The organism is Burkholderia sp. PAMC 26561 (genome assembly GCF_001557535.2).
GTDB lineage: Bacteria > Pseudomonadota > Gammaproteobacteria > Burkholderiales > Burkholderiaceae > Caballeronia.
The window spans coordinates 269,092-289,612 of sequence record NZ_CP014310.1 but is presented as its reverse complement, the minus strand read 5'-3'; the positions used below and the strand labels follow the sequence as shown (position 1 = coordinate 289,612).

Here is a 20,521-nt window from a genome sequence, read left to right as displayed (position 1 = left end):
ACGACAGCAGCGGAGGCTGCATTACCGAATGCTTTGCCGGGCGGTCGAGCGCGTTGAGTTCCGCGAAAAACTCGTCGCCGTCGATATGATCATCGCGCTCGATCTGCTTTGGGCCATATAGACCATTAACGGACCGACGACACGGGACCTGTTACCCCACGCTGCGTGCAGGCGCCGGGGGACGTCAGACCACCAGTTCGATCAGCGACGGCCCCGCCTCCGCAAGGCTCTGAGCAAGCGCCTTCGAGAACGCGTCGAGCGTATCCGCGCGGCGAGCCGGCACCCCGTGGCCTTTCGCGAGCGCCACGAAGTCCAGATCCGGACGATCGAGCGACAGCATGTCGAGCGCGACGCGCCCCGTCACCCGGCCGCCCATTTTGGCGAGTTCGCCGCGCAGCACGTTGTACGACCGGTTCGCCAGAATCACGACCGTCACATCGAGCTGCTCGCGGGCCATCGTCCACAGCGCGGGCAGGTTGTACATCGCGCTGCCGTCGCCGACCAACGCGAGGACCTTGCGCTGCGGCGTGGCAATCGCCGCGCCGATTGCCACGGGCAATGCGTAGCCTAACGACGAGCCGACGCTGTTGAGCCAGTCGTGCGACGCGCCTTCGCTAGTGGGTGGAAAAAAGCCCCGGCCCAACGACACCGATTCGTCGACCACGATCGCCTGTTCCGGCAAATGCGCGGCGATCACCGCGGCGATGCCGTCCGAAGTGGGGCGACCCATATCGGCAGGCAACGCGGGTGGCCGCCGCGCGGCAACATGCGCGGGCGGCAAGGTACCGGCATCGAGTTCATGCGCCAGTGCTTCGAGCGCCGCGTCGAGCGAATCGTCGGCCGATGCGAGCGTGACGATTTCGCAATCGGGCGGCGCAACCAGACTCGGCTTGCCCGGATACGCAAAGAATGCGACCGGCAGTCTCGCGCCGGCCAGTACGATCCGCCGCACCCCGGCCAGTGCGGCCACTGCCGCGTCGACGTCGAACGGCAGACGACCCACTTTCACACGGCCCGCGCCACGCGCCATGCGCGCGTTTTGTCCTTCGGCGAGCAGTTGGCAGCCGGTTCGCGCGGCGATCCGCCCTGCCCATTCGAGTGGTTGCGCGTGCAACGCATCACCGCCCAGCAACAGCACCGTGGTCCCCGCCGCGGCCGGCTCGCGAAGCGCGCGTGCCGCCTCGACGACGGCGGCAGCCGACACCTCGGAACGGGGTGCCGGCGCCGGCGCGCGGCGGACGCCGGCGGCTTCGCCCCACGATGCATCAGCCGGCAAGATCAAGGTGGCGATACGTCCCGCTCCTTCGCGCGCGGCGCATACGGCAGCAGCGCCGTCCGCCGCGACCTCGCGCGACGACGCCGACGTCCGTACCCAATGCGACATCGGCCGTGCAAGACCGGCAATGTCTGCGGTCAGCGGCGCGTCGTGTTCTAGATGGTAGGTAGCATGCTCGCCGACGATGTTGACGATGCCCGACCCCGCCTTCTTCGCGTTATGCAGATTGGCGATACCGTTCGCGAGGCCCGGCGCGAGATGCAGCAGCGTACAGGCAGGCTGCCTGCGCATCCGGAAGTAGCCGTCGGCGGCGCCCGTCAGCACGCCCTCCGCCAGACCGAGCACGCAGCGCAGCGTGCCGACCCTGTCGAGCGCGGCGAGAAAATGCATCTCCGAGGTGCCGGGGTTTGCAAAACAGGTGTCGACGCCGCTCGCGAGCAGCGTGCGCACCAGACTCTCCGCGCCGTTCATTTCAGACTTCATGTGCTCATTTTCCATAAATTGGCCTGTATTGATGTGCATGGCCCATTGCAGCCGCTAAACGGCCTCGACCGCAACTCAACCTCCCCGTATCGCGCGAGCGCCGGCCCCGCGATACCGCCGGGGCGCACAATACTCACCACCGATCCGCGGCCGGTCGAACGGATCTCAGCCGCAAGCGCGGTGATGCCTTTCGGCGCGTCGCTGGCGAAAAAGTCCACCGCGACAAAGCCAGCTGCAAACAACGCAGCAGACGAACAACCTGAACGTAGCACGCAGACACTACGCGGAGCGCGATCGCGCAGGGCACCGCGGAACCCGCACCGTGGCCCGTCAGAAAGCGCAGCGCAGTCAACTCGGGCACGATGACTGCAGAGAACGTCAGAAAAGGGCAGATGCCAAAGAACCGTGTCGCACTGTTCAACAGGGCGGCTAGCGTTAGGGCGCCACCGATGCGGCGTCCCATGGGTTTCATGACTCTCCTCAGGGCGCGACGCGTCGCTGTCTCGAATGGTTCGATGGCTACGTGGCCGACAGCAGATGCGTTTCGAAACACACCTTGCATGTGGGCTACATCGAGATGATCATCGGGTTTCAGCTGGACGGCAAATCACATTAACTCACGCCGGCGTGAGTTAAGTTCACGGCAGCGGCGGCTCAACGCAACGGAGAACTCACGCCTCGACGATTGCGCCATGCTGGGCGCACCCCCCAAAAAAACACGCAGTTCTTAAGAACCGCGTGCCTTAAGATATCCGACAGGCGGAAGACGAAACGCCCACCGCCATTCGCCATAATGCTTACATCTTGACCACGTCCAGCAGCGTCTTCTTGCCTGCCTTGTAGCCGTACAGCGAGATCACGCCGTGCTTCAGGTCGCCCTTCGAGTCGAACGTAGTTTCACCAATGACGCCTTGGTAGTCGGTCGCCGGCATAGCCGCCAGGATCTTCGCCGGATCGGTCGAGTTAGCACGCTTCATCGCGTCGACGACGATGTACACAGCGTCATACGTGAACGGTGCGTAGATCTGGATCGGCTGACCGAAACGCTTCTGATACTTGGCGAGGAACGCCGGGCCGCCAGCCATCTTCTCGAGCGCCATACCGGCTTCCGAGCAGACGATGTTGTCGGTTGCGTCACCCGCCAGGTCAGCCAGCTTGTCGGTACACACGCCGTCGCCAGCCAGCACCTTCGCACGCAGGCCGAGCTGCCTGGCCTGCTTCGCGAACGGGCCGCCGGTTGCGTCCATACCGCCGTACATGATCGCGTCCGGGTTTTCGCCCTTGATCTTCGTCAGAATCGCGCGGAAGTCGACAGCCTTGTCGTTCGTCGCGTCATGCGACATCACGTTCAGGCCCAGCGACCTGGCGGTCTTTTCGAATTCGTTGGCGAGACCCTGGCCGTAAGCGGTCGAGTCGTCGACGATCGCGACGCTCTTCAATTTCAAGCCCTTGACGGCGTAGGTAGCCAGTGCCGGGCCTTGTTGCGCATCGGTCGCGACGACGCGGTACGTCGTCTTGAAACCTTGTTGCGTATAAGCCGGGTTCGTTGCCGACGGCGAAACCTGCACGATGCCCGCATCGCTGTAGATCTTCGAAGCCGGGATCGAGGTGCCCGAGTTCAAGTGACCCACCACGGCGACGACCTTATCGTCGACCAGCTTCTGCGCAACTTGCGTTCCGGTACGCGGGTCGCCCGCATCGTCTTGTGCATCGAGTTGCAGCGTGATCTTCCGGCCACCGATGATCAGCCCCTTGGCATTGATTTCCTCAACCGCCAGACGGGCTCCGTTTTCGTTGTCTTTACCGAGATGAGCAATGCCGCCGGTAAGCGGTGCGACATGGCCGATCTTTACGACATCGTCTGCGACCGCACTCGTTGCCAACGACGTTAACAACATGGCCGCGACGCTGATCGCCAACGGTTTTTGAATCTTGACACGCATATAAGTCTCCAGTTTCAGTCCCAAAAAGCAACGTAATCGCCCGGTACATCGATTCCTTCTCATTTCTCCGGGGCTCTTTGGACGATCACGCTCCTTGTATCGCTTATGCACTTGACCAGCGTGTTAGCCCGGTCGATTAGAACTTGTGACGGATACCGAGGCTGACGAGCTCTTGCGAAGTCGAATTTGACGGATAGTCGTAGTCCCCCACAGTCGCCGTTGCGCCCGTGCCCGATACCCTCTGGTAGGCACCGACCAGGTAGACGTCTGTGCGCTTCGACAGGTTGTAGTCACCGCCAAGGGATATCTGGTTGTACGATGCTGACGAACCGTTGCCCGAACCGTGCATGAACGTATAGCCCAGACCCAGCAATGCGGCCGGCGTCAGCCGGTAGTTCACAAAGCCCGCACCGACGTTGTAACGCTCGGTCGCCTTGAATGACGAGAGCGCATCCGGCTTGTACTGTGCGTTGCTGTAACGCAGACCAGCCGCGATCGGGCCAACAACGTATTGCGCGCCGATCGAAGCGATGCCGATCGACTTAGCCGTTTGGTACGGCAAGTTAATCGAGTTGAACGTACCATCCGACGTGCCACCCCAGCCAGCAGCGCGAGCGGCCGGCGTATTGCCGTTGTCCATACGGATGTAGCCCGCCGCAACGCTGAACGGACCGCTTGCGTACGTTGCTGCGCCGGACCAGGTTTGCCCCGAACCCGTCGAGCCTGCGATGCCGCCAAAAGCGTACATCGCTTCGAACTGGAAACCCGAGTACGTGTTCGACGCGTACTTGATTGCGCTGTTCGTACGCGAGCTATTGTCGTTGTTATCAACGTCGCTCGGTGTCGTGAACGTCGGACCAAAGTAGTTGTCGGCCGTGATCGGCTGAACCAGGTCGACGACCGGGTCGTACTGGCGGCCGATTGTGACCGTGCCAAATTGATCGCTTTGCAGGCCGACATATGCCTGACGGCCGAACTCGAGGCCACCCTGACCCAGCTTGCCGTTGTTTGGGTTGAAACCATTTTCCAACTGGAAGATCGCCTTCAGGCCACCGCCAAGATCTTCTGCGCCCTTCAGCCCCCAGCGGTTTCCCTGCAAGTTGCCTGCGATCAAACCCAGGAAGTTCTGGTTGCTCGCGTTAGCGTTGTGCACATACTGAAGCGACTCATCGAGCACGCCGTACAGGGCGACGCTGTTTTGAGCATGTGCTGCACCTGCTGCTCCCAGCAGTGCCAGCGAGAGGCTAGACAGTGCGAATTTTTTCATTCCATTTTTCCTGGTGAGTGGTTTCGTTGTTGCGGGGCGGACGATATCTAAGATTAAATAAACAGGACAACTTATAAAAAATCGTCTCTTAAAAATCACATTGACCCAAAATACCTATGTAGAAATTTCGCTAGACTCCGCTACGAACCTTTTGCGGTACTGTCGCGACAAATGACATGGATACGATATGATCAATATGAATAGGAATACCAATATTTAACGTTCGTAGAATTCGTTGACACAATCAATATGGAACGTCATTTCGTGCCACAAAAAAAACCGTCTATCAACTTTGGATAACTTTCCACTCCCCGCATCATCCCCTCGACGGTCACCTTGTCGTACTCGAGCACCGTCATGCGGTCGCACAATCTTCATCACCAGTTCAACATCCCGTTCAAGCAGGGAAATCGTGCGCCCGTCGCTGCGAATCTTGTTGAGCAAGCACGTGAGCGAGCCGTGCCCGGTGAACGGCACATAGCGTCCGGCCGTCGGGCTCATCTCGCTTGGCAACTATCATCGACCCACTGCTTGATAAGCATTGAGCGTTGTTGGGCGGCGGCGGTTCTTCATGACGGGAGGCAGCGTAGGCCGCATTTACGGCATCGAATGCGTCGACAGACGTGCCGTCCGGCACCGTGGCGAACAGGGTGCTGTTTGCCAGGTTCGTGGCGTCGAGTCGACGGCCATTACCTGTTTTCCGCCATTCACCGCCGACAGAAACCGCGACTGGGAGCAGAGCCTGACGCTCCATTGCGATCCTCATATTTTCGCCTCCGCCGTCCGGCTAGCGCTGCGACTTTTAACTACGACCTATCGGAACCTGTCTCCAAGTCATCGCGATGTAAATTCGCTGTTTGACTGCCCCATAAATCCGCAGGCAACCGAGCCTTTGTTGAGTTTGGTCGGCGAAACGGAGCGGCTTTCACTGGTAGTGAAGTCTTAGGCAATCACACGTGGCCGACAATCGAGAAAAAATCACACCATGCGCGTAAATCTCACACCTGCCGTACGCCGTCGCTGCCAATAACCCGGCGCCGCTCGATCAGACCAGTTGAAGCGACGGTGGAAGGGATACAGCGACCCTCCCCGACAATGCATGCGCGGGTATACCGCAAATCGAACATGCGTCCGATCAGCCAGGATCGCAGACGAGGCTGGCACTCCTTCAGCGTGGCACGATCGTCGACAACAGCCACTTGGCTTGATAGGTTCACGGTAGGACGAGCGGGCAGATATTCACGACCCGTAGCACCGCTCCCGCGCTCTCCTTAAGGACTTCGCCGCTGCAGCGGCAGCCGATACATCCCGCCAGCCGCACGACTCACACGCCGTCTCCCCCGCGCCCCCGGCAACAGCATGTCAACCTCGAGGCTCCAGACGCAAACCTTTTGTCACGCCTGGCCCTGAAATCACCTCATCAATTCGTGCAATCGAAGCTGGCGGCGGAGTTGATATCGCCTGTACCCTTGTATTTCGGATACATCGGATATAAACACATTAGCCGGGTGCGACTCGGCGTATTAGCGTCGGTCACGACCAGGTTTCCTGGGGCATTGTTCGACTCAACCCAGCCTTCCAAAGCCTCAAGTACGGGCAATCCCCCGCTCGCATTGAAATCTCCCGCCCCATGGGCAAAGCCGGGAATAGTGTAAAAGCGGAGGAACCCGTCGACCTTTTGCTGACCGAATTTTTGGACTAGGGAATTGTAGTAGTTGACGGAGCCTTGATTGGAGATGAGTTCGTCGGACAATCCATGAACGAGGATCCATTTTCCCTTCGCCGTGAACGGCTGGATATCGGTGGTCGTTGCATCCAGCATATTCGACAGTTCCTAAATTCGGCTGAGATACTGGCCCGGAGCAAGTGGATCAAAGTTCAGCGAGTTGGCATTCGGATCACCCAAAATCAAATCTCTGACTAGTGCATCGGCACCGGCTGCCATAGAGCCGAGAGCCAGGTCATTGGGTGGAACGGGAAACGCCGGGGAAGCCCCGAGCCCGCCAATAGCAAAGTTAGTGGAAAGGTTGAAGCCGGGACTGCTATTGATTCCGTTGTTGAGTACATACGGAAGATTGACTCTGGATTGCATGGTATTCACAGTCGCGATCCGAGCGTCCGACAGACAGTTGTCGCCCGTATCGGCTCCGCCTGGACATCGAAGACTGGAGGGCACGAAAGTACATGCACCGAGATTGCTTATTATGCCGTCCGCAGCGCCATCCAGGCTATCGCATGCGGCCAGTTCGCCGTTTTGCAGCGTCGTCAATTTTCCCCGGGGTTAAAAATCCCACTTCACCGTTGCCACGCAGCGCGCGGGCGAACAGCTTCCAGGACAGAAGTGTTGTCGAAATCGATCTATGGCTTTTGACGTAACGCTCCGGCAAAGCGGCCGGCAGTTTCAGGTTGAACCGGACGAGCCGGTTCTGAGCGCGGCGCTGCGCCAGGGCATCGGGCTGCCGTATGGCTGCAAGAACTGCGCATGCGGCTCCTGCAAAGTCAGTGTCGTGCAGGGCGAAGTCGAGCAGGCGCCCCATTCGTCGTCGGCCCTGTCGAACGATGAAAAAAACGCGCGGAATGGCGCTCTTCTGCTGCGCGACCGCGCAGACGGATCTCACCATCGATGTGCGCGAGGTCGCGGGCATCGGCGATGTGCAGGTCAAGAAGTTGCCCTGCCGCGTGAATGCGCTGGCGAAGAAGGCGGATGACGTCGTCGAACTCAAGCTGCGGTTGCCCGCCAACGAACGCCTTCAGTATCTTGCCGGACAGTACATCGAATTCAATCTGAAAGACGGCAAGCGCCGCAGCTATTCGATGGCGAGCCCGCCGCATCACGAAGGCCCGCTCGAACTGCATATCCGCCACATGCCCGGCGGCACATTCACCGACCACGTATTTGGCGCGATGAAGGAGCGCGACATCCTGCGCTTCGAAGGGCCGCTCGGCACGTTCTTCCTGCGCGACGAATCCGACAAGCCCATCGTTTTGCTCGCCTCGGGCACAGGCTTCGCGCCGATCAAGGCGATCATCGAGCATGCCGTGTTCAAGAACCTCAATCGTCCGATGACGCTCTACTGGGGCGGCCGCCGCAAGAAGGACCTGTACATGATGGAACTGGCCGAGCAATGGGCGCGCGAGATTCCCAACTTCAAGTTCGTGCCCGTGCTGTCCGAGCCGGACGAGGATGATGCCTGGACCGGCCGCAAGGGCTTCGTTCATCGCGCCAGGGCGAAGGCGGCGTGATCCCGGCGACGCGCGAGTTCATGAAGCAACTGCGCGCCCTGACCAAGCAGCACAACCTGCTCTTGATCGTCGATGAAGTGCAGAGCGGCTGCGGCCGTGCAGGAACGCTCTTCGCGTACGAATTGTGGGGTATCGAGCCGGACATCATGACGCTCGGCAAGGGCATCGGCGGCGGCGTGCCGCTCGCGGCGCTACTTTCGAAAGCGGATGTCGCCTGCTTCGAAGCCGGCGATCAGGGCGGCACCTACAACGGCAATCCGCTGATGACCGCAGGGGGGTTTTCGGTGATTTCGCAGCTTGTCGCGCCGGGCTTTCTCGAAGGCGTGCGCGAACAAGGCGACTATCTGAAGGAGCAATTGCTCAAGCTTTCCGACGAGCGCGGCTTCGAGGGCGAACGCGGCGAAGGCCTGTTGCGCGCGTTGCTTCTCGACAGCGAAAAGGGACCGCAGATCGTCGAAAAAGCGCGGCTGATGCAACCGGATGGCCTGCTGCTGAACGCCGCGCGTCCCAACCTTTTGCGCTTCATGCCGGCGCTCAACGTCACGCGTGACGAGATCGATCAGATGTTGTCGATGCTGCGTTCGGTGCTCGATTCGCTGTGATTATTCGAACGTTCGATGCAGGCGATCGCGGCGCCGTGATCGCTCTGTGGCGCGATGTGTTTCCCGAGTACGCGGACGCATCGCGGCCGCAGCGCGATCCTGCCTTGTCCATTGCCAACAAGATGACGACGCAGCCGGAACTCTTCTTTGTCGCGGTTCTCGACGATGTCGTCGTCGGCACGGTGATGTGCGGCTATGACGGGCATCGAGGATGGGTGTATTCGCTTGCGGTGTCGTCCGCGCTTCGGGGGCGCGGCTTCGGGCGTGCCTTGATGCTTCATGCGGAAGCGGCGCTTTCTTTGCTCGGCTGTCCTAAGGTAAATTTGCAGATTCTTTCCGGTAAAGCCGAGCTTCGGGGGTTCTATGAGAAGCTGGGATATCGGGTCGATGAGGTTGTCAGTTTGGGGAAGAGGTTATAGGGTTTTGGTGGCCTTCTTATTATGGTGATTCAGCAGCACAAGAGAGGCGCCTCCCACAAGAAGACGCCCCTCGAAACCAACCTCACTCTCCGAGATACGCAGCCCGCACCTTAGGATCATCGAGCATGGTCTTAGCGTCGCCGGACATGGTGACAGTTCCAGAATCCATCACGTACCCGCGATTAGCGGCCTGCAAGGCAAGACGTGCATTCTGCTCGACGAGCAAGACCGTCAGGCCTTCCTTGGAAATCTCCCTGACGACCTCGAAGATTTTCTCGACCATGATGGGAGAAAGCCCCATCGAAGGCTCATCGAGCAGAAGCAATTTCGGGCGGGAAAGGAGCGCCCGCGCCATGGCCAGCATCTGCTGCTCGCCACCCGACAGCGTTCCCGCATACTGCGATGCCCGTTCCTTCAAGCGGGGAAAGAATCCGAACATCCGCTCGGTGTCCTTTTGAATGCCATCCGCGTCATTGCGCAGATAGGCACCCATCTGCATATTCTCCAGAATCGACATGCGGGCGAAGATGCCACGACCTTCCGGCACCATCGCCAGGCCGCGCTTGAGCAACTCGTGCGTCGGCACGCCTTTGATCGACTGGCCCATGTACTCGATGTCCCCCGCCGAAAACGGCTTGAGACCGGTGATGGCCTTCATGGTCGTAGTCTTGCCGGCGCCGTTCGCACCGATCAGCGTCACGAGTTCGCCCTGCCCGACTTCCAGATCGACACCCTTCACCGCCTGGATACCGCCGTAGTTTACTTGCAGACCTTTGATCTTCAACATCGCGCTTGGCGTCGCCATTAGTGCACCCCCGCACCCAGATATGCCTCGATCACCTTCGGGTCCTTCTGCACGTCCTGCGGCAGACCCTCGGCGATCACCTTGCCGTAATCGAGCACCGTCATGCGGTTGCACAATCCCATCACGAGCTTCACGTCATGTTCGATCAAGAGAATCGTCTTGCCATCCGAACGAATCTTGTCGAGCAGACGCGTAAGCTCGACCTTCTCGGTCGCATTCATGCCAGCCGCGGGTTCATCGAGCGCAAGCAGTTTCGGATCGGTCGCCAGCGCCCGCGCGATCTCCAGACGACGCTGGTGGCCATACGACAGATTGCGCGATGTGTAATCGGCGTATTGCAGCACGCCCACGTATTCGAGCAGTTCGAGCGCGCGTTCTTTGATCTCGCGTTCCTCGCGACGCTCGCTCGGCGTCTGGAAGACCGCACCGAGCAGACCGTGTTTGGTGCGCACGTGCCGGCCCACCATCACGTTCTCGAGCGCGGTCATGCCGCCGAACAGACGGATGTTCTGGAACGTGCGCGCGATGCCCGCCTTTGCCACCTGATACACCGCCGTCGGCGTGTAGTTCTCGCCATCGAGCTTGAACTCGCCGGAATCCGGCGTGTATAGCCCGGTGATGACGTTGAAGAACGTCGTCTTTCCCGCGCCGTTCGGACCGATGAGGCCATAGATTTCGCCTTCACGTATTTGCAGGCCGACATCCGACAACGCCTGCAAACCGCCGAAGCGCTTGTTCACGCCCTTTACCGACAGGCGGATTTGTTTCGTATCGCTCATGTGTGATATTCCCCGCCCTTAAGCACGAACCGGCTTCTTGTTGCCGCGCTTCGCAATCTTCGCGATCTTGTCCTCATGTTTCGCGGCCGGCCATAAACCTTCAGGACGACGCAGCATGATGACGACCATCGCAAGACCGTAGAGCAACTGGCGGATGACTTCCGTATCGACGATCTGATGACCGAAGATGGCGTTCTGCAGCGGCGTCATGGTTGAGCGCAGCACCTCGGGCAGAATGGCGAGCAGGAACGCGCCGAGGATCACACCCGGGATGTGGCCCATGCCGCCCAGCACCACGCACGCCAGTACGACGATCGATTCCCACAGCGTGAACGACTCCGGCGACACGAAGCCCTGAAAGCCCGCGAACATCGTGCCCGAGAGGCCGCCGAACGATGCGCCCATCGCGAAGGCGAGCAGCTTCACGTTGCGGGTGTTGATGCCCATCGCCTTTGCGGCGATTTCGTCCTCGCGGATCGCGGCCCACGCGCGGCCGATGCGCGAGTGCTGCAAACGCGTGCAGACCCAGATCACCAGCAGCGCGCCGAGCACGAACAGGTAGTAGTACATGTACACCGACGGGAACCTGAAGCCGAAGAACTCTTGCGTCTGCGACAGGTTGAAGCCCGCCACCGTCACCGGATCGATGCCCGTGATGCCCTTCGGACCGTTGGTGATATTCACCGGACGATCAAGGTTGTTCATGAAGATCCGGATGATTTCCCCGAAGCCGAGGGTCACGATCGCGAGATAGTCGCCACGCAAACGCAGCGTCGGTGCGCCGAGCAGCACGCCGAAAGTCGCCGCGACCGCCATGCCGATCGGCGCGATGATGAGGAACGGCAGATGAAGTCCATTCGGCGCGAGATGCGCGATCCACTCGAACTGCGACGTCAGTTGCGGCGACGAGAGGAGCGCCGCGACATACGCGCCAACCGCATAGAACGCGATATAGCCCAGGTCGAGCAGGCCGGCGAAGCCGACCACCACGTTGAGGCCGAGCGCAAGCATCACGTAGAGCATCGCGAAGTCGAGCACGCGAACCCAGTAGTTGCCGCCGGCCGCGCCGATGACAATCGGTGCAGCGATCACAAGGATTGCGACGACGATGCCGACGATCAGCGTCTTGGTCGCGTTCTTCTTGGGGATGAGCGTCGTGGACGGCTCAATAGGTTGAATCGAAGTCATGTTGTTGTTCTCCCTTAAGCGCGGTCCGCGACACGTTCGCCGAGCAGACCCGACGGACGGAACACGAGCACGATAATCAGCACGATGAAAGCGAACACGTCCTGATAGTTACTGCCGAAGACGCCGCCCGTCAGGTTGCCGATATAACCGGCGCCCAACTGTTCGATGAGTCCGAGCAGCACGCCGCCGACCATCGCGCCCGCGAGGTTGCCGATACCGCCGAGCACCGCCGCCGTGAACGCCTTGAGGCCTGGAATGAAGCCCATGTAGAAGTGCGCGTTGCCGTATTCGGACGCGATCATGACTCCGGCCAGCGCCGCCAGGGCCGAGCCGATCATGAAAGTCGCGGAGATCACGAAGTTCGGGTTCACGCCCATCAGCGACGCGACGCCCGGGCTCTCGGCGATGGCGCGCATCGCGCGGCCGAGCTTGGTCTTGTGCACGAGGAGCAGCAGGCCGCCCATCACCAGGAAGGCGACCACGATGATGACGATTTCAGTCATCGAGATCACCGCGCCCGGATTGTTCTCGCCCGCGGTGATGACGTTGATCGGATCGGTCGGCAGAAGCTGCGGAAACGCGAGCGGGTTGCGGCCCCAGATCATCATGGCGAGCGTTTGAAGGAGAATCGACACGCCGATGGCAGTAATCAGCGGCGCGAGACGCGGCGCGCGGCGCAGCGGCCGGTATGCGACCTTCTCGATGGTGTAGCCGACCAGCGCGCAGACCACCGCCGCGATCACGAGCGCGATGGTCAGCATGACCGGCCCGGGAATGCCCGGCATGTGATTCTGCATGACGCCGATGGCGGACAGCGCGACCATCGCGCCGACCATCAGCACGTCGCCATGCGCGAAGTTGATGATGCCGAGAATCCCGTACACCATGGTGTAGCCCAATGCGATGATGGCGTAGACGCTGCCAAGCACCAGACCGTTGATGATCTGCTGGATGAAAATATCCATGTAAAGCTCCTTAGCCCCGTGCGATCGGATTACGCCTTTATCACCGGCCGCTAAACCGGTGTGAAGCGAAATCTGAAGCAGCACCGCGCGTACTTTGCAAAAGACCGGTAAGGGTTAATCGACCGGGTTAATCGACCGATGCGCGCCTGCCGCCGGATGAGGCAGCGGGCGTTCCCGGACGAATACGAAAACGGCGCTCTCGATCAGGCGCCATGGAACCGCAAATGCCAGACCATCACTGCTTCACGACGTCGAGAACGTCCTTCTTCTTGTCCTTGAAGTCGAAAAGCGTGATGGTGCCCGCCTTCAAATCGCCCTTGTCGTCGAATGCGATATGCCCCGTCAGACCGTTGAAGTCTGTCGTGGCGATCGCCGCGAGCACCTTGGGCGCTTCGATGGAGTTGGCGCGCTTCATTGCGTCGACGATCACGTACACGGCGTCATACGTGAACGGCGCGTAAATCTGCACTGGCGGCACTGTCAGGTTGTTGGAGATGTGGCGGTAAAATGAAGCGATGAAGAAGACGAAATCGCTTTATCATGGCCATCGTTTCCTTGCTATCGTCATCAGCCGCGCCGTTCGCTGGTACTTCCGGTTCGGCCTGAGCCTGCGCGACATCGAGGAGTTGTTGCTCGAGCGTGGTGTCCTGGTCACGTACGAAACGATCCGTTCCGGCGGCGACGGCTGATACTCCTGAACTCGCTCAGGTAAAGCACGGTTTCGTCAAAGCAGCCGCTCGCGTAAACAATAGCGCCGAGAACAGCCACCAGCCAACCCGTAGGCGCGAACGCCAGATGTGTGGCTTTCGCGATGCGCGTCGCACGCAGGCATTTCTTTCATGCTTCGGCCCGATCCGTTAGCACTTTGCGCTTCCAAGACATGAGATGAACGCTGCACGTCATCGAGCCATACTAAAGGAACGCCTCGGCACATGGCATGGTTGGACTGTCTCTGTCGCAATCGAGACAGTTATCTGATAAGGATAACTACACGTGTGCCGCACAGTTCGCCTACAGCCGCCAACTTGACAACGCCCCTGAATCTCGTTTGCCATTGCCTCAAACCGAGGCCAACCAGCCGTACTGATCCGCAACTTCACCCTGCTGGATGGCAATCAACTGTGAGCGAAGCTGTTGAGTGACCGGCCCTACGGCGCCGTCGCCGACGCGGATCTCCTTGTCCTCGTAAAGAAGCGTTCCAACGCCCGCAAGAACGGCAGCGGTACCCGCCAACGCGGCCTCACCGTGGCGCGCCCACTCCAGCATCTCGTCGACTCTGACAAGCCGCTCTTCTACAACATAACCCTGATCGCGGGCCATCGTCAGCAGAGAGTCTCGGGTGACGCCGTGCAGAAAAGTACTGTCAAGATTGCGCGTGAGCAAGTGTCCGTCACGGACCAGGATGAAGTTCGCCGCACCGGTTTCTTGAACTTCGCCGCGTGGGCAGAACAACACCTGGTCGACGTCGTATAGCTTGCGCGCTTCTCGCGTCGGTCCCATCGCCGAAGCATAGTTCCCCCTGTCTTTATCATGCCCAGGTGGGGAGCGGTGCGTTGATGCTTATCGTCGACGTAGATGCGCAGCGGTTTCGGACCGCCCGCGAAGTAATCCCAAACGGGACTCGCGATGACGATCAGGCTCGCTTCAGTTGGCGGGGTCGCGGCCGCACCAAGTCCGGCCATCGTGCCGAACAACAACGGCCGAATGTACAGTGCTCCGGGTGCTTCGGGAACACTGGTGCGGTTGCGGTCAATCAATTCGCGAATCATCTCCGCAAGCTGCGCCGCATCGGGCTCCGGCAAGGCCAATGCACGTGCGCTCTGGCGCATTCGCTCGATGTGACGATCCATTCGAAAGACATTCACCTTCCCATCGCGTCCCCGATAGGCCTTGAAGCCCTCGAAACAGCTACTGGCGTAGTGCAGCACATGCGCGGTGGGGTGAATAGGGATAGTGCCCGTCGGGCGCAGATCGTGATTGCCCCAAGCGCCGTCGCGATACGTCGCGACGGCCATATGGTCGACAAGTACTGTTCCAAAGGCAGGACGTTCAATGGGCGCTTGCTGAGAGATTGAATTCATGTGTTTGATCGCTAGATGATGAAACTACCGGTGCCCTCGACCGCCGCAGCGGCGACGTGGACGTATAAATCTTGTCGCTCATTCCCTCGGTCCAGTGAGATCCTTGATTGCATTACTTCCGGCGATGCGCCCGAAGACTAGTGCGCGTAAGACAGCCACGGCGTTCGGCGCCGTGCCATGGAAATGACCAGTGATTTCTCCTGCCGCGTAAAGTCCGCGAATCGGTCCATGCGAGGCGAGTACTCGAGAGTCGAGGTCGGTCGCCAGGCCACCAAAGGTATACACAAGAGCGCCGACGAGCGGGAAGGCGAAAAAAGGCGGTCGGTCTAGCGGACGAGCCCAGTTGGACTTGCCCGGAGTAATCCCGCTGTCGAGAGGCCGTCGCGGCGCGAGGCTTCAAATGTCGCTTGCTCGCCCGTGCACGCTTCGTTGTACCTCGCAATGCTTTGCTCTAGCGCAACGGGTGGAATTCCAGCAAGCGATGCGAGGCCGGATATCGAGTCCGACTGCAGAGGAGGCACGTCGGAGCGAATCGCATTTTCGTAGCCGGCCACTTCATGCAGTTTGGAATCGAAAATCGTCCATGCCACACTTTGCGGCTTCTCGAAATGGATCGTGCGCGAAAGCTGCTCCCAAGTTTCATGGACGAGGCCTGCGCCTTCGTCGAAAAACCGGTGCCCCTCGACGTCAACGACGATTCCAAACGGGTACACGATAACAAGCGCCGCGGGCCGTTCGCTTCGCGGGTCGACGGGCTCGATGTGCATGCCGTTCCAGTCGCCTGAGGCGACGGCACCGGCGTCAAGCCCCATGCGGATGCCTTCCCCGGAGTCGTGGGCCGTGCCGGGGGAGATCATTCGCAGGGTTTCGCCGAGAGGCCCGAAGTGAGCGCGCAGCATGGCGGGATCACCCTGGAATCCGCCACTGGCGAGAACCACCGCCTTTGCGGCGAACCGGCGACCATCGACTGTCTCTACACCTTCAACCGAGCCCGAAGAATTCATAACTAGACGTTGGGCTCGGCATTCATATACAAATTCGACGCCTTTTTTAATAGCTGACTCTCGCAGCGCCTCGACGATCGCGGCGCCGCGTCCGACCGGCTGAATGCGGGTCGGCCACCCCTTCAGAAAATAGTCCATGGTCTTGAACTGAACGCCATGCTGCACGGCCCAAGCCAAAGTGTCAGGCGCCTGTTCCGCAAGTTTTCGAAAGTAGGAACGATCGCCGCGCCCCCCACTCGCGGCCATCATGTCGTCCTCGAATCCCGGCGCTACCTCATCCACGGAACTCATGCGCATGTTGGACGGACTCCACCGCGTATTGCCTCCTGCCACGTCGGGAGACATGCGTTCGAGGACTACGACTCGAGCATTTGAAGCGCTTTCCGCCGCGCTGATCGCAGCTGCGAGGCCGGCGGCGCCATGGCCTATCACTAGAACGTCATACATGGTCAATTCATCCTGATGTTGGTGTAGCCATCGGCAGGCCAGCTTGTGTGGGCGCCGGCTCGAGCTGCCTCACTGCCGTGCGCGGCAGGTCACCCGGGCGCATGGGCTTGATCGCCGGGGCGAGCGTATCGAAACGAGGCAGCTTTCATTGGGCGAAGTATTGGGCAGGTGTGTTTCGCCGACAATCGATCAAAAATCACACTGCGTGAGTAGAAATCACAGGGGGGGCGGGAGTAATATTGGACAGGAGTAACATTGGGTGCTTCGGCCCTTTAACATCGATCGCTCGTCATGTCTCGAAACCTGCCACCCCTTAACGCCGTTCGTGCTTTCGAAGCGGCAGCACGCCAAGTGAGTTTTACAAAGGCTGCGAAGGAACTGCATGTGACACACGGGGCGATCAGCCGCCAGGTTTCGCTCCTCGAGGGCTGGCTGGGTACGTCGCTCTTCAGGCGTTCAGGTTCTCTGCTGTCGCTGACCGACGCCGGCCGCGTCTATGCCGCCGAGTTGACGTCCCTATTGGACCGGCTGACAGTCGCTTCGTCCAACCTTCACGATGGTGCAACTCCGAGCACCCTGATTGTCAACGCACCGCCTACTTTCACGATGCGCTGGCTTCTTCCTCGCCTTTCAACCTTTCAGCGACTATGTCCTAAAGTCGAGATCCGGTTGACCACGTCATTGGCGCCGCCTGATTTCGCGGAGCATGGTTACGACATTGCGATTCGTGGGGCGCACGCGCCATCGCGCGGCTGTCGATCAGAAGCTTTCATGTCCGAACTCATTGTGCCGGTTTGCCATGTCGACCTTCTGGATAAGGGGCAATTACGCCAGCCAGCGGATCTGGCGCGGCAAACCCTGATTGCCTATAGCACTGAGCTGTGCTCGTGGGTGGACTGGCTTAGCGCCGCGGATCTCCCCAACCTTCGAGGCGCGACCGTACTTCAATTCGAGCAGATGTTTTTTGCCCTGCAAGCTGCCGCCGAGGGATTGGGTGTTGTACTGGTACCGTTATTTCTGGTACTTGACGACATTGTCGCGGGGCGACTGTGCGCGCCTTTTGGACTGTTGGCGGCGAAAAGGCGTAGTTACTATGCCAACGCCTCCCACGCGAGCGCCAATAATCGCGTCGTGGACGACTTTTTCGACTGGCTGCTGCGGGAGGGGCGCGGAACGGAGACGTCGACTGATACATGGTCAAAGGAGCAGGGTTGGCTTGCGACTGCCGACTGACTTCGGCGGTGTCACTATCGTGCGTCGGCCGCAAGGTTGACTCAAAGAAGTCGGCACTCCTGGGCTCGATAGCGTGCGCACCGTTCAATCGTTTGCTTTGGCAAACCCAACTCGATCGCATTCCAGATCCAACACGCCGCTGACGGTGCAACCGGCCACGCCAAGGCATGGGGGTTGCCGCCGACTGGGCGAAGGAGTGCTGCCGGTGGATAGCCGGCTAATGCACCGGCAGCAAGGTCACACTTAAAGCTGACCCTGACACACATATTTGACGTGCATGTAGTCGTCTAATCCGTGAGTCGATCCCTCGCGGCCGTACCCAGATTCTTTTACCCCACCGAATGGCGCAGCTTCCGCCGCAAGCACGCCTTCGTTGATGCCGACAATGCCACACTCGAGAGCGTCCGTTACCCTGGCAATGCGGCGAACGTCAGTAGTGTAGAAGTAGCCGGCGAGGCCGAATGGTGTGTCATTCGCCGCTGCGATAACCTCCTCTTCCGACTGGAAGGTCGTCACCGAGACCACCGGCCCAAACGTCTCTTCCCAGCTGCATTCCATTGAATTGTTTGCGCCGACAAGGACGGTCGGTAGGTAGTAGTTCGGTCCACCCATTTCTTCGGTCGGCAACCTTCGTCCGCCACAGACTATCCGCGCCCCGTTCGAAACGGCATTTTGAACGTGTCGGTCGATCTTCTCGATGGCGCGCACATTGATCATCGGTCCGATCTGTGATCGGGGGTCGCTCGCGGGCCCGACATTCAGGGAAGAGACGCGGCTCACAAGAAGGTCAACGAATTCTTCGTGAATCGTTGCCTGCACATAGACTCTGTTCGGGCAAACGCAAGTCTGTCCCCCGTTGCGAAATTTGGCGGCCATCAGGCCATCAACAGCGGCCTCAATGTCGGCATCGTCGAAGACGATAAAGGGTGCATTACCGCCGAGCTCCAACGAGAGCTTCTTCAGCGTCGCGGATGATTGCGCGGCGAGGTGTTTCCCAACGGGTGTGGACCCCGTGAAGGTGATTTTGCGGACTCGTGCATCGTTGAGCCACACATCCACCACCTCCGGCGTGCGCTCCCGCGACGCGGTCACTATGTTTAGGACGCCGGCCGGAACGCCAGCATCCTGAGCGAGCTTTATCAACGCCAGTGAAGTCAGCGGCGTGTCCTCCGCCGGCTTGCACACAACCGTACAACCTGCAGCCAGCGCCGGCGCAATCTTACGAGCGATCATTGCCGCGGGGAAGTTCCAGGGGGTGATCGCTGCCACCACACCGACCGGTTCCTTCAGCGCCAGCATTCTCCGCCCGGGTTGCGGCGACGGAATCACCTCGCCGTTGGCACGAGTCGCATCCTCAGCGAACCACTCGACGTAGCTCGCGGCGTAGACGACTTCGCCACAACCTTCGGCGAGAGGTTTTCCCTGTTCACTGGAGATGAGTTTGCCGAGTTCATCCTGATTGGCAATTATCAGATCGGCCCACCGCTTGAGAATCATCGAGCGTTGCTTGGCGGGGACCGCTCTCCATGACGGAAAGGCTGCGTAGGCCGCATTCACAGCATCGAGTGCGTCGCTCGACGTGCCGTCTGGCACCGTGGCGAATACGCTGTTGTTTGCCGGGTTCGTGACGTCGAGTTGACGACCGTCGCTTGCTTGCCGCCATTCACCGCCGACAAAAAATGCGGCCGGGAGCAGATCCTGGCGTTCCATTGTGATTTTCATAATTTTTTCCTCTGCCGTCCGGCAATCGCTGCGATTTATAATCACTGCCTATCAGCCCCCCTCCAAACCGTCGCAATGTAAATTCGCTGTTTGACTGTCCAATAAATCTTCGGGCGACTGAGGCTTTGATCGGCAGGTTTATGTTGACTGGAATTGTGGGCCGTGCCATTCGCTTTGCAAGCCTAGACACAGGCGTTTGCGGCCGTAATCAGCGTGGCCCCGCCGACGATCTGGCCAGCGACGCAAGGGCGCGGCCAGATCCCCGGCACGAATGTGCGAAATGAAGCGGTTCTCACTGGAAGTGAAGTCTTAGGCAAGCATCCCTTGCCGACAAGCTAGAAAAAATCACACGATGTCCTTAAGCCTCACGCCTGCCGGACACCATGGATGCCAATAACCCGACCACCGCACGGTCGGCTCTGGTGCGTTGATGCGATTCGCGACAAACAGCGGGATGAAGGCTTTTCGCATCAACCGTCGCGTGCATCGCGTGCGCCGGACCAGTTCCGTGCATGGGTTGCGAAGGCGTTGTCAAGTTGGCGGCTGTAGGCGAACTGTGCGGCACACGTGTGGTTATCCTTATCAGATAACTGTCTCGATTGCGACAGAGACAGTCCAACCATGCCATGTGCCGAGGCGTTCCTTTAGTATGGCTCGATGACGTGCAGCGTTCATCTCATGTCTTGGAAGCGCAAAGTGCTAACGGATCGGGCCGAAGCATGAAAGAAATGCCTGCGTGCGACGCACATCGCGAAAGCCACACATCTGGCGTTCGCGCCTACGGGTTGGCTGGTGGCTGTTCTCGGCGCTATTGTTTACGCGAGCGGCTGCTTTGACGAAACCGTGCTTTACCTGAGCGAGTTCAGGAGTATCAGCCGTCGCCGCCGGAACGGATCGTTTCGTACGTGACCAGGACACCACGCTCGAGCAACAACTCCTCGATGTCGCGCAGGCTCAGGCCGAACCGGAAGTACCAGCGAACGGCGCGGCTGATGACGATAGCAAGGAAACGATGGCCATGATAAAGCGATTTCGTCTTCTTCATCGCTTCATTTTACCGCCAC

14 protein-coding genes and 6 pseudogenes are annotated in these 20,521 nt (G+C 59.8%); 5 read left to right on the top strand and 15 right to left on the bottom strand.

Annotated elements, in window-relative coordinates:
- Positions 1–184: 184 nt before the first annotated feature.
- The 5 genes from AXG89_RS31875 to AXG89_RS31845 all read right to left on the bottom strand — a co-directional run bounded on the left by AXG89_RS31875 (position 185) and on the right by AXG89_RS31845 (position 7,238).
- The gene (locus AXG89_RS31875; protein ID WP_062174892.1) at positions 185–1,747 is read right to left on the bottom strand and encodes an acetolactate synthase large subunit; all 1,563 of its coding nucleotides are present in this window, start codon (positions 1,745–1,747) and stop codon (positions 185–187) included.
- An 809-nt stretch (positions 1,748–2,556) separates the two neighbouring features.
- Positions 2,557–3,702 (bottom strand): branched-chain amino acid ABC transporter substrate-binding protein, encoded by a 1,146-nt coding sequence (locus AXG89_RS31865; protein ID WP_062174596.1) that lies wholly within the window; start codon positions 3,700–3,702, stop codon positions 2,557–2,559.
- A 136-nt stretch (positions 3,703–3,838) separates the two neighbouring features.
- Complete coding sequence (locus tag AXG89_RS31860; RefSeq protein ID WP_062174594.1) at positions 3,839–4,969, bottom strand: porin; 1,131 nt, start codon at positions 4,967–4,969, stop codon at positions 3,839–3,841.
- 1,420 nt (positions 4,970–6,389) lie between these two features.
- On the bottom strand, positions 6,390–6,791 hold the full coding sequence (locus tag AXG89_RS31850) for a tannase/feruloyl esterase family alpha/beta hydrolase (RefSeq protein ID WP_062174590.1): 402 nt from the start codon (positions 6,789–6,791) through the stop codon (positions 6,390–6,392).
- Between the two features lie 12 nt (positions 6,792–6,803).
- On the bottom strand, positions 6,804–7,238 hold the full coding sequence (locus AXG89_RS31845; RefSeq protein WP_082771686.1) for a tannase/feruloyl esterase family alpha/beta hydrolase: 435 nt from the start codon (positions 7,236–7,238) through the stop codon (positions 6,804–6,806).
- Positions 7,239–7,329: 91 nt separating this feature from the next.
- Between AXG89_RS31845 and AXG89_RS31840 the strand changes: the two are divergent.
- The 3 genes and pseudogenes from AXG89_RS31840 to AXG89_RS31830 form a co-directional block, all read left to right on the top strand.
- Positions 7,330–8,194 (top strand): annotated as a pseudogene (locus AXG89_RS31840) (CDP-6-deoxy-delta-3,4-glucoseen reductase); the annotation flags it as partial.
- A pseudogene (locus tag AXG89_RS31835) lies at positions 8,194–8,814 on the top strand (aminotransferase class III-fold pyridoxal phosphate-dependent enzyme); the annotation flags it as partial. The pseudogenes AXG89_RS31840 and AXG89_RS31835, both read left to right, overlap by 1 nt.
- On the top strand, positions 8,811–9,233 hold the full coding sequence (locus AXG89_RS31830) for a GNAT family acetyltransferase (protein ID WP_062174588.1): 423 nt from the start codon (positions 8,811–8,813) through the stop codon (positions 9,231–9,233). The pseudogene AXG89_RS31835 and the gene AXG89_RS31830, both read left to right, overlap by 4 nt.
- Before the next feature lie 82 nt (positions 9,234–9,315).
- On the opposite strand, the gene AXG89_RS31825 is transcribed toward AXG89_RS31830, so the two are convergent.
- The 5 genes and pseudogenes from AXG89_RS31825 to AXG89_RS31805 all read right to left on the bottom strand — a co-directional run.
- On the bottom strand, positions 9,316–10,038 hold the full coding sequence (locus tag AXG89_RS31825) for an ABC transporter ATP-binding protein (RefSeq protein WP_062174586.1): 723 nt from the start codon (positions 10,036–10,038) through the stop codon (positions 9,316–9,318).
- On the bottom strand, positions 10,038–10,817 hold the full coding sequence (locus AXG89_RS31820) for an ABC transporter ATP-binding protein (protein ID WP_062174584.1): 780 nt from the start codon (positions 10,815–10,817) through the stop codon (positions 10,038–10,040). The genes AXG89_RS31825 and AXG89_RS31820 overlap by 1 nt, the downstream gene beginning before the upstream one ends.
- A gap of 18 nt (positions 10,818–10,835) precedes the next feature.
- Positions 10,836–12,005 carry an ABC transporter permease subunit gene (locus AXG89_RS31815; protein WP_062174577.1) on the bottom strand — a complete coding sequence of 390 codons (1,170 nt, stop codon included), beginning with the start codon at positions 12,003–12,005 and terminating at the stop codon, positions 10,836–10,838.
- Between the two features lie 14 nt (positions 12,006–12,019).
- Positions 12,020–12,970, bottom strand: coding sequence for a branched-chain amino acid ABC transporter permease (locus AXG89_RS31810; protein WP_062174575.1), 951 nt, complete (start codon positions 12,968–12,970; stop codon positions 12,020–12,022).
- A gap of 235 nt (positions 12,971–13,205) precedes the next feature.
- A pseudogene (locus AXG89_RS31805) lies at positions 13,206–13,442 on the bottom strand (branched-chain amino acid ABC transporter substrate-binding protein); the annotation flags it as partial.
- Between the two features lie 43 nt (positions 13,443–13,485).
- Here AXG89_RS31805 and AXG89_RS45095 point away from each other — a divergent pair.
- A pseudogene (locus AXG89_RS45095) lies at positions 13,486–13,641 on the top strand (IS6 family transposase); the annotation flags it as partial.
- A 388-nt stretch (positions 13,642–14,029) separates the two neighbouring features.
- On the opposite strand, the pseudogene AXG89_RS31795 reads toward AXG89_RS45095, so the two are convergent.
- From AXG89_RS31795 to AXG89_RS31785, 3 genes and pseudogenes are all read right to left on the bottom strand, one after another.
- Positions 14,030–15,051 (bottom strand): annotated as a pseudogene (locus AXG89_RS31795) (branched-chain amino acid aminotransferase).
- Positions 15,052–15,129: 78 nt separating this feature from the next.
- The gene (locus tag AXG89_RS45090) at positions 15,130–15,336 is read right to left on the bottom strand and encodes an FAD-binding protein (protein WP_442861782.1); all 207 of its coding nucleotides are present in this window, start codon (positions 15,334–15,336) and stop codon (positions 15,130–15,132) included.
- A gap of 41 nt (positions 15,337–15,377) precedes the next feature.
- Positions 15,378–16,502 carry an FAD-dependent oxidoreductase gene (locus tag AXG89_RS31785; protein ID WP_062174571.1) on the bottom strand — a complete coding sequence of 375 codons (1,125 nt, stop codon included), beginning with the start codon at positions 16,500–16,502 and terminating at the stop codon, positions 15,378–15,380.
- Between the two features lie 291 nt (positions 16,503–16,793).
- Between AXG89_RS31785 and gcvA the strand changes: the two genes are divergently transcribed.
- On the top strand, positions 16,794–17,735 hold the full coding sequence (gene gcvA, locus AXG89_RS31780; protein ID WP_062174569.1) for a transcriptional regulator GcvA: 942 nt from the start codon (positions 16,794–16,796) through the stop codon (positions 17,733–17,735).
- A 243-nt stretch (positions 17,736–17,978) separates the two neighbouring features.
- On the opposite strand, the gene AXG89_RS31775 is transcribed toward gcvA, so the two are convergent.
- Both AXG89_RS31775 and AXG89_RS45085 read right to left on the bottom strand, forming a co-directional pair.
- A complete protein-coding gene (locus AXG89_RS31775) occupies positions 17,979–19,457 on the bottom strand; it encodes an NAD-dependent succinate-semialdehyde dehydrogenase (RefSeq protein WP_062174567.1) in 1,479 nt (492 codons plus the stop codon).
- 889 nt (positions 19,458–20,346) lie between these two features.
- Positions 20,347–20,502, bottom strand: a pseudogene (locus AXG89_RS45085) (IS6 family transposase); the annotation flags it as partial.
- Positions 20,503–20,521: the final 19 nt, after the last annotated feature.

Bases quoted from the DNA above. Each gene is read 5' to 3' on its own strand.
- AXG89_RS31785 (WP_062174571.1), bottom strand. From the start codon at position 16,502: ATGTATGACGTTCTAGTGATAGGCCATGGCGCCGCCGGCCTCGCAGCT.
- AXG89_RS31860 (WP_062174594.1), bottom strand. From the start codon at position 4,969: ATGAAAAAATTCGCACTGTCTAGCCTCTCGCTGGCACTGCTGGGAGCA.
- AXG89_RS31775 (WP_062174567.1), bottom strand. From the start codon at position 19,457: ATGAAAATCACAATGGAACGCCAGGATCTGCTCCCGGCCGCATTTTTT.
- AXG89_RS31875 (WP_062174892.1), bottom strand. From the start codon at position 1,747: ATGAACGGCGCGGAGAGTCTGGTGCGCACGCTGCTCGCGAGCGGCGTC.
- AXG89_RS31865 (WP_062174596.1), bottom strand. From the start codon at position 3,702: ATGCGTGTCAAGATTCAAAAACCGTTGGCGATCAGCGTCGCGGCCATG.
- AXG89_RS31825 (WP_062174586.1), bottom strand. From the start codon at position 10,038: ATGGCGACGCCAAGCGCGATGTTGAAGATCAAAGGTCTGCAAGTAAAC.
- gcvA (WP_062174569.1), top strand. From the start codon at position 16,794: ATGTCTCGAAACCTGCCACCCCTTAACGCCGTTCGTGCTTTCGAAGCG.
- AXG89_RS31820 (WP_062174584.1), bottom strand. From the start codon at position 10,817: ATGAGCGATACGAAACAAATCCGCCTGTCGGTAAAGGGCGTGAACAAG.
- AXG89_RS31810 (WP_062174575.1), bottom strand. From the start codon at position 12,970: ATGGATATTTTCATCCAGCAGATCATCAACGGTCTGGTGCTTGGCAGC.
- AXG89_RS31850 (WP_062174590.1), bottom strand. From the start codon at position 6,791: ATGCTGGATGCAACGACCACCGATATCCAGCCGTTCACGGCGAAGGGA.
- AXG89_RS31815 (WP_062174577.1), bottom strand. From the start codon at position 12,005: ATGACTTCGATTCAACCTATTGAGCCGTCCACGACGCTCATCCCCAAG.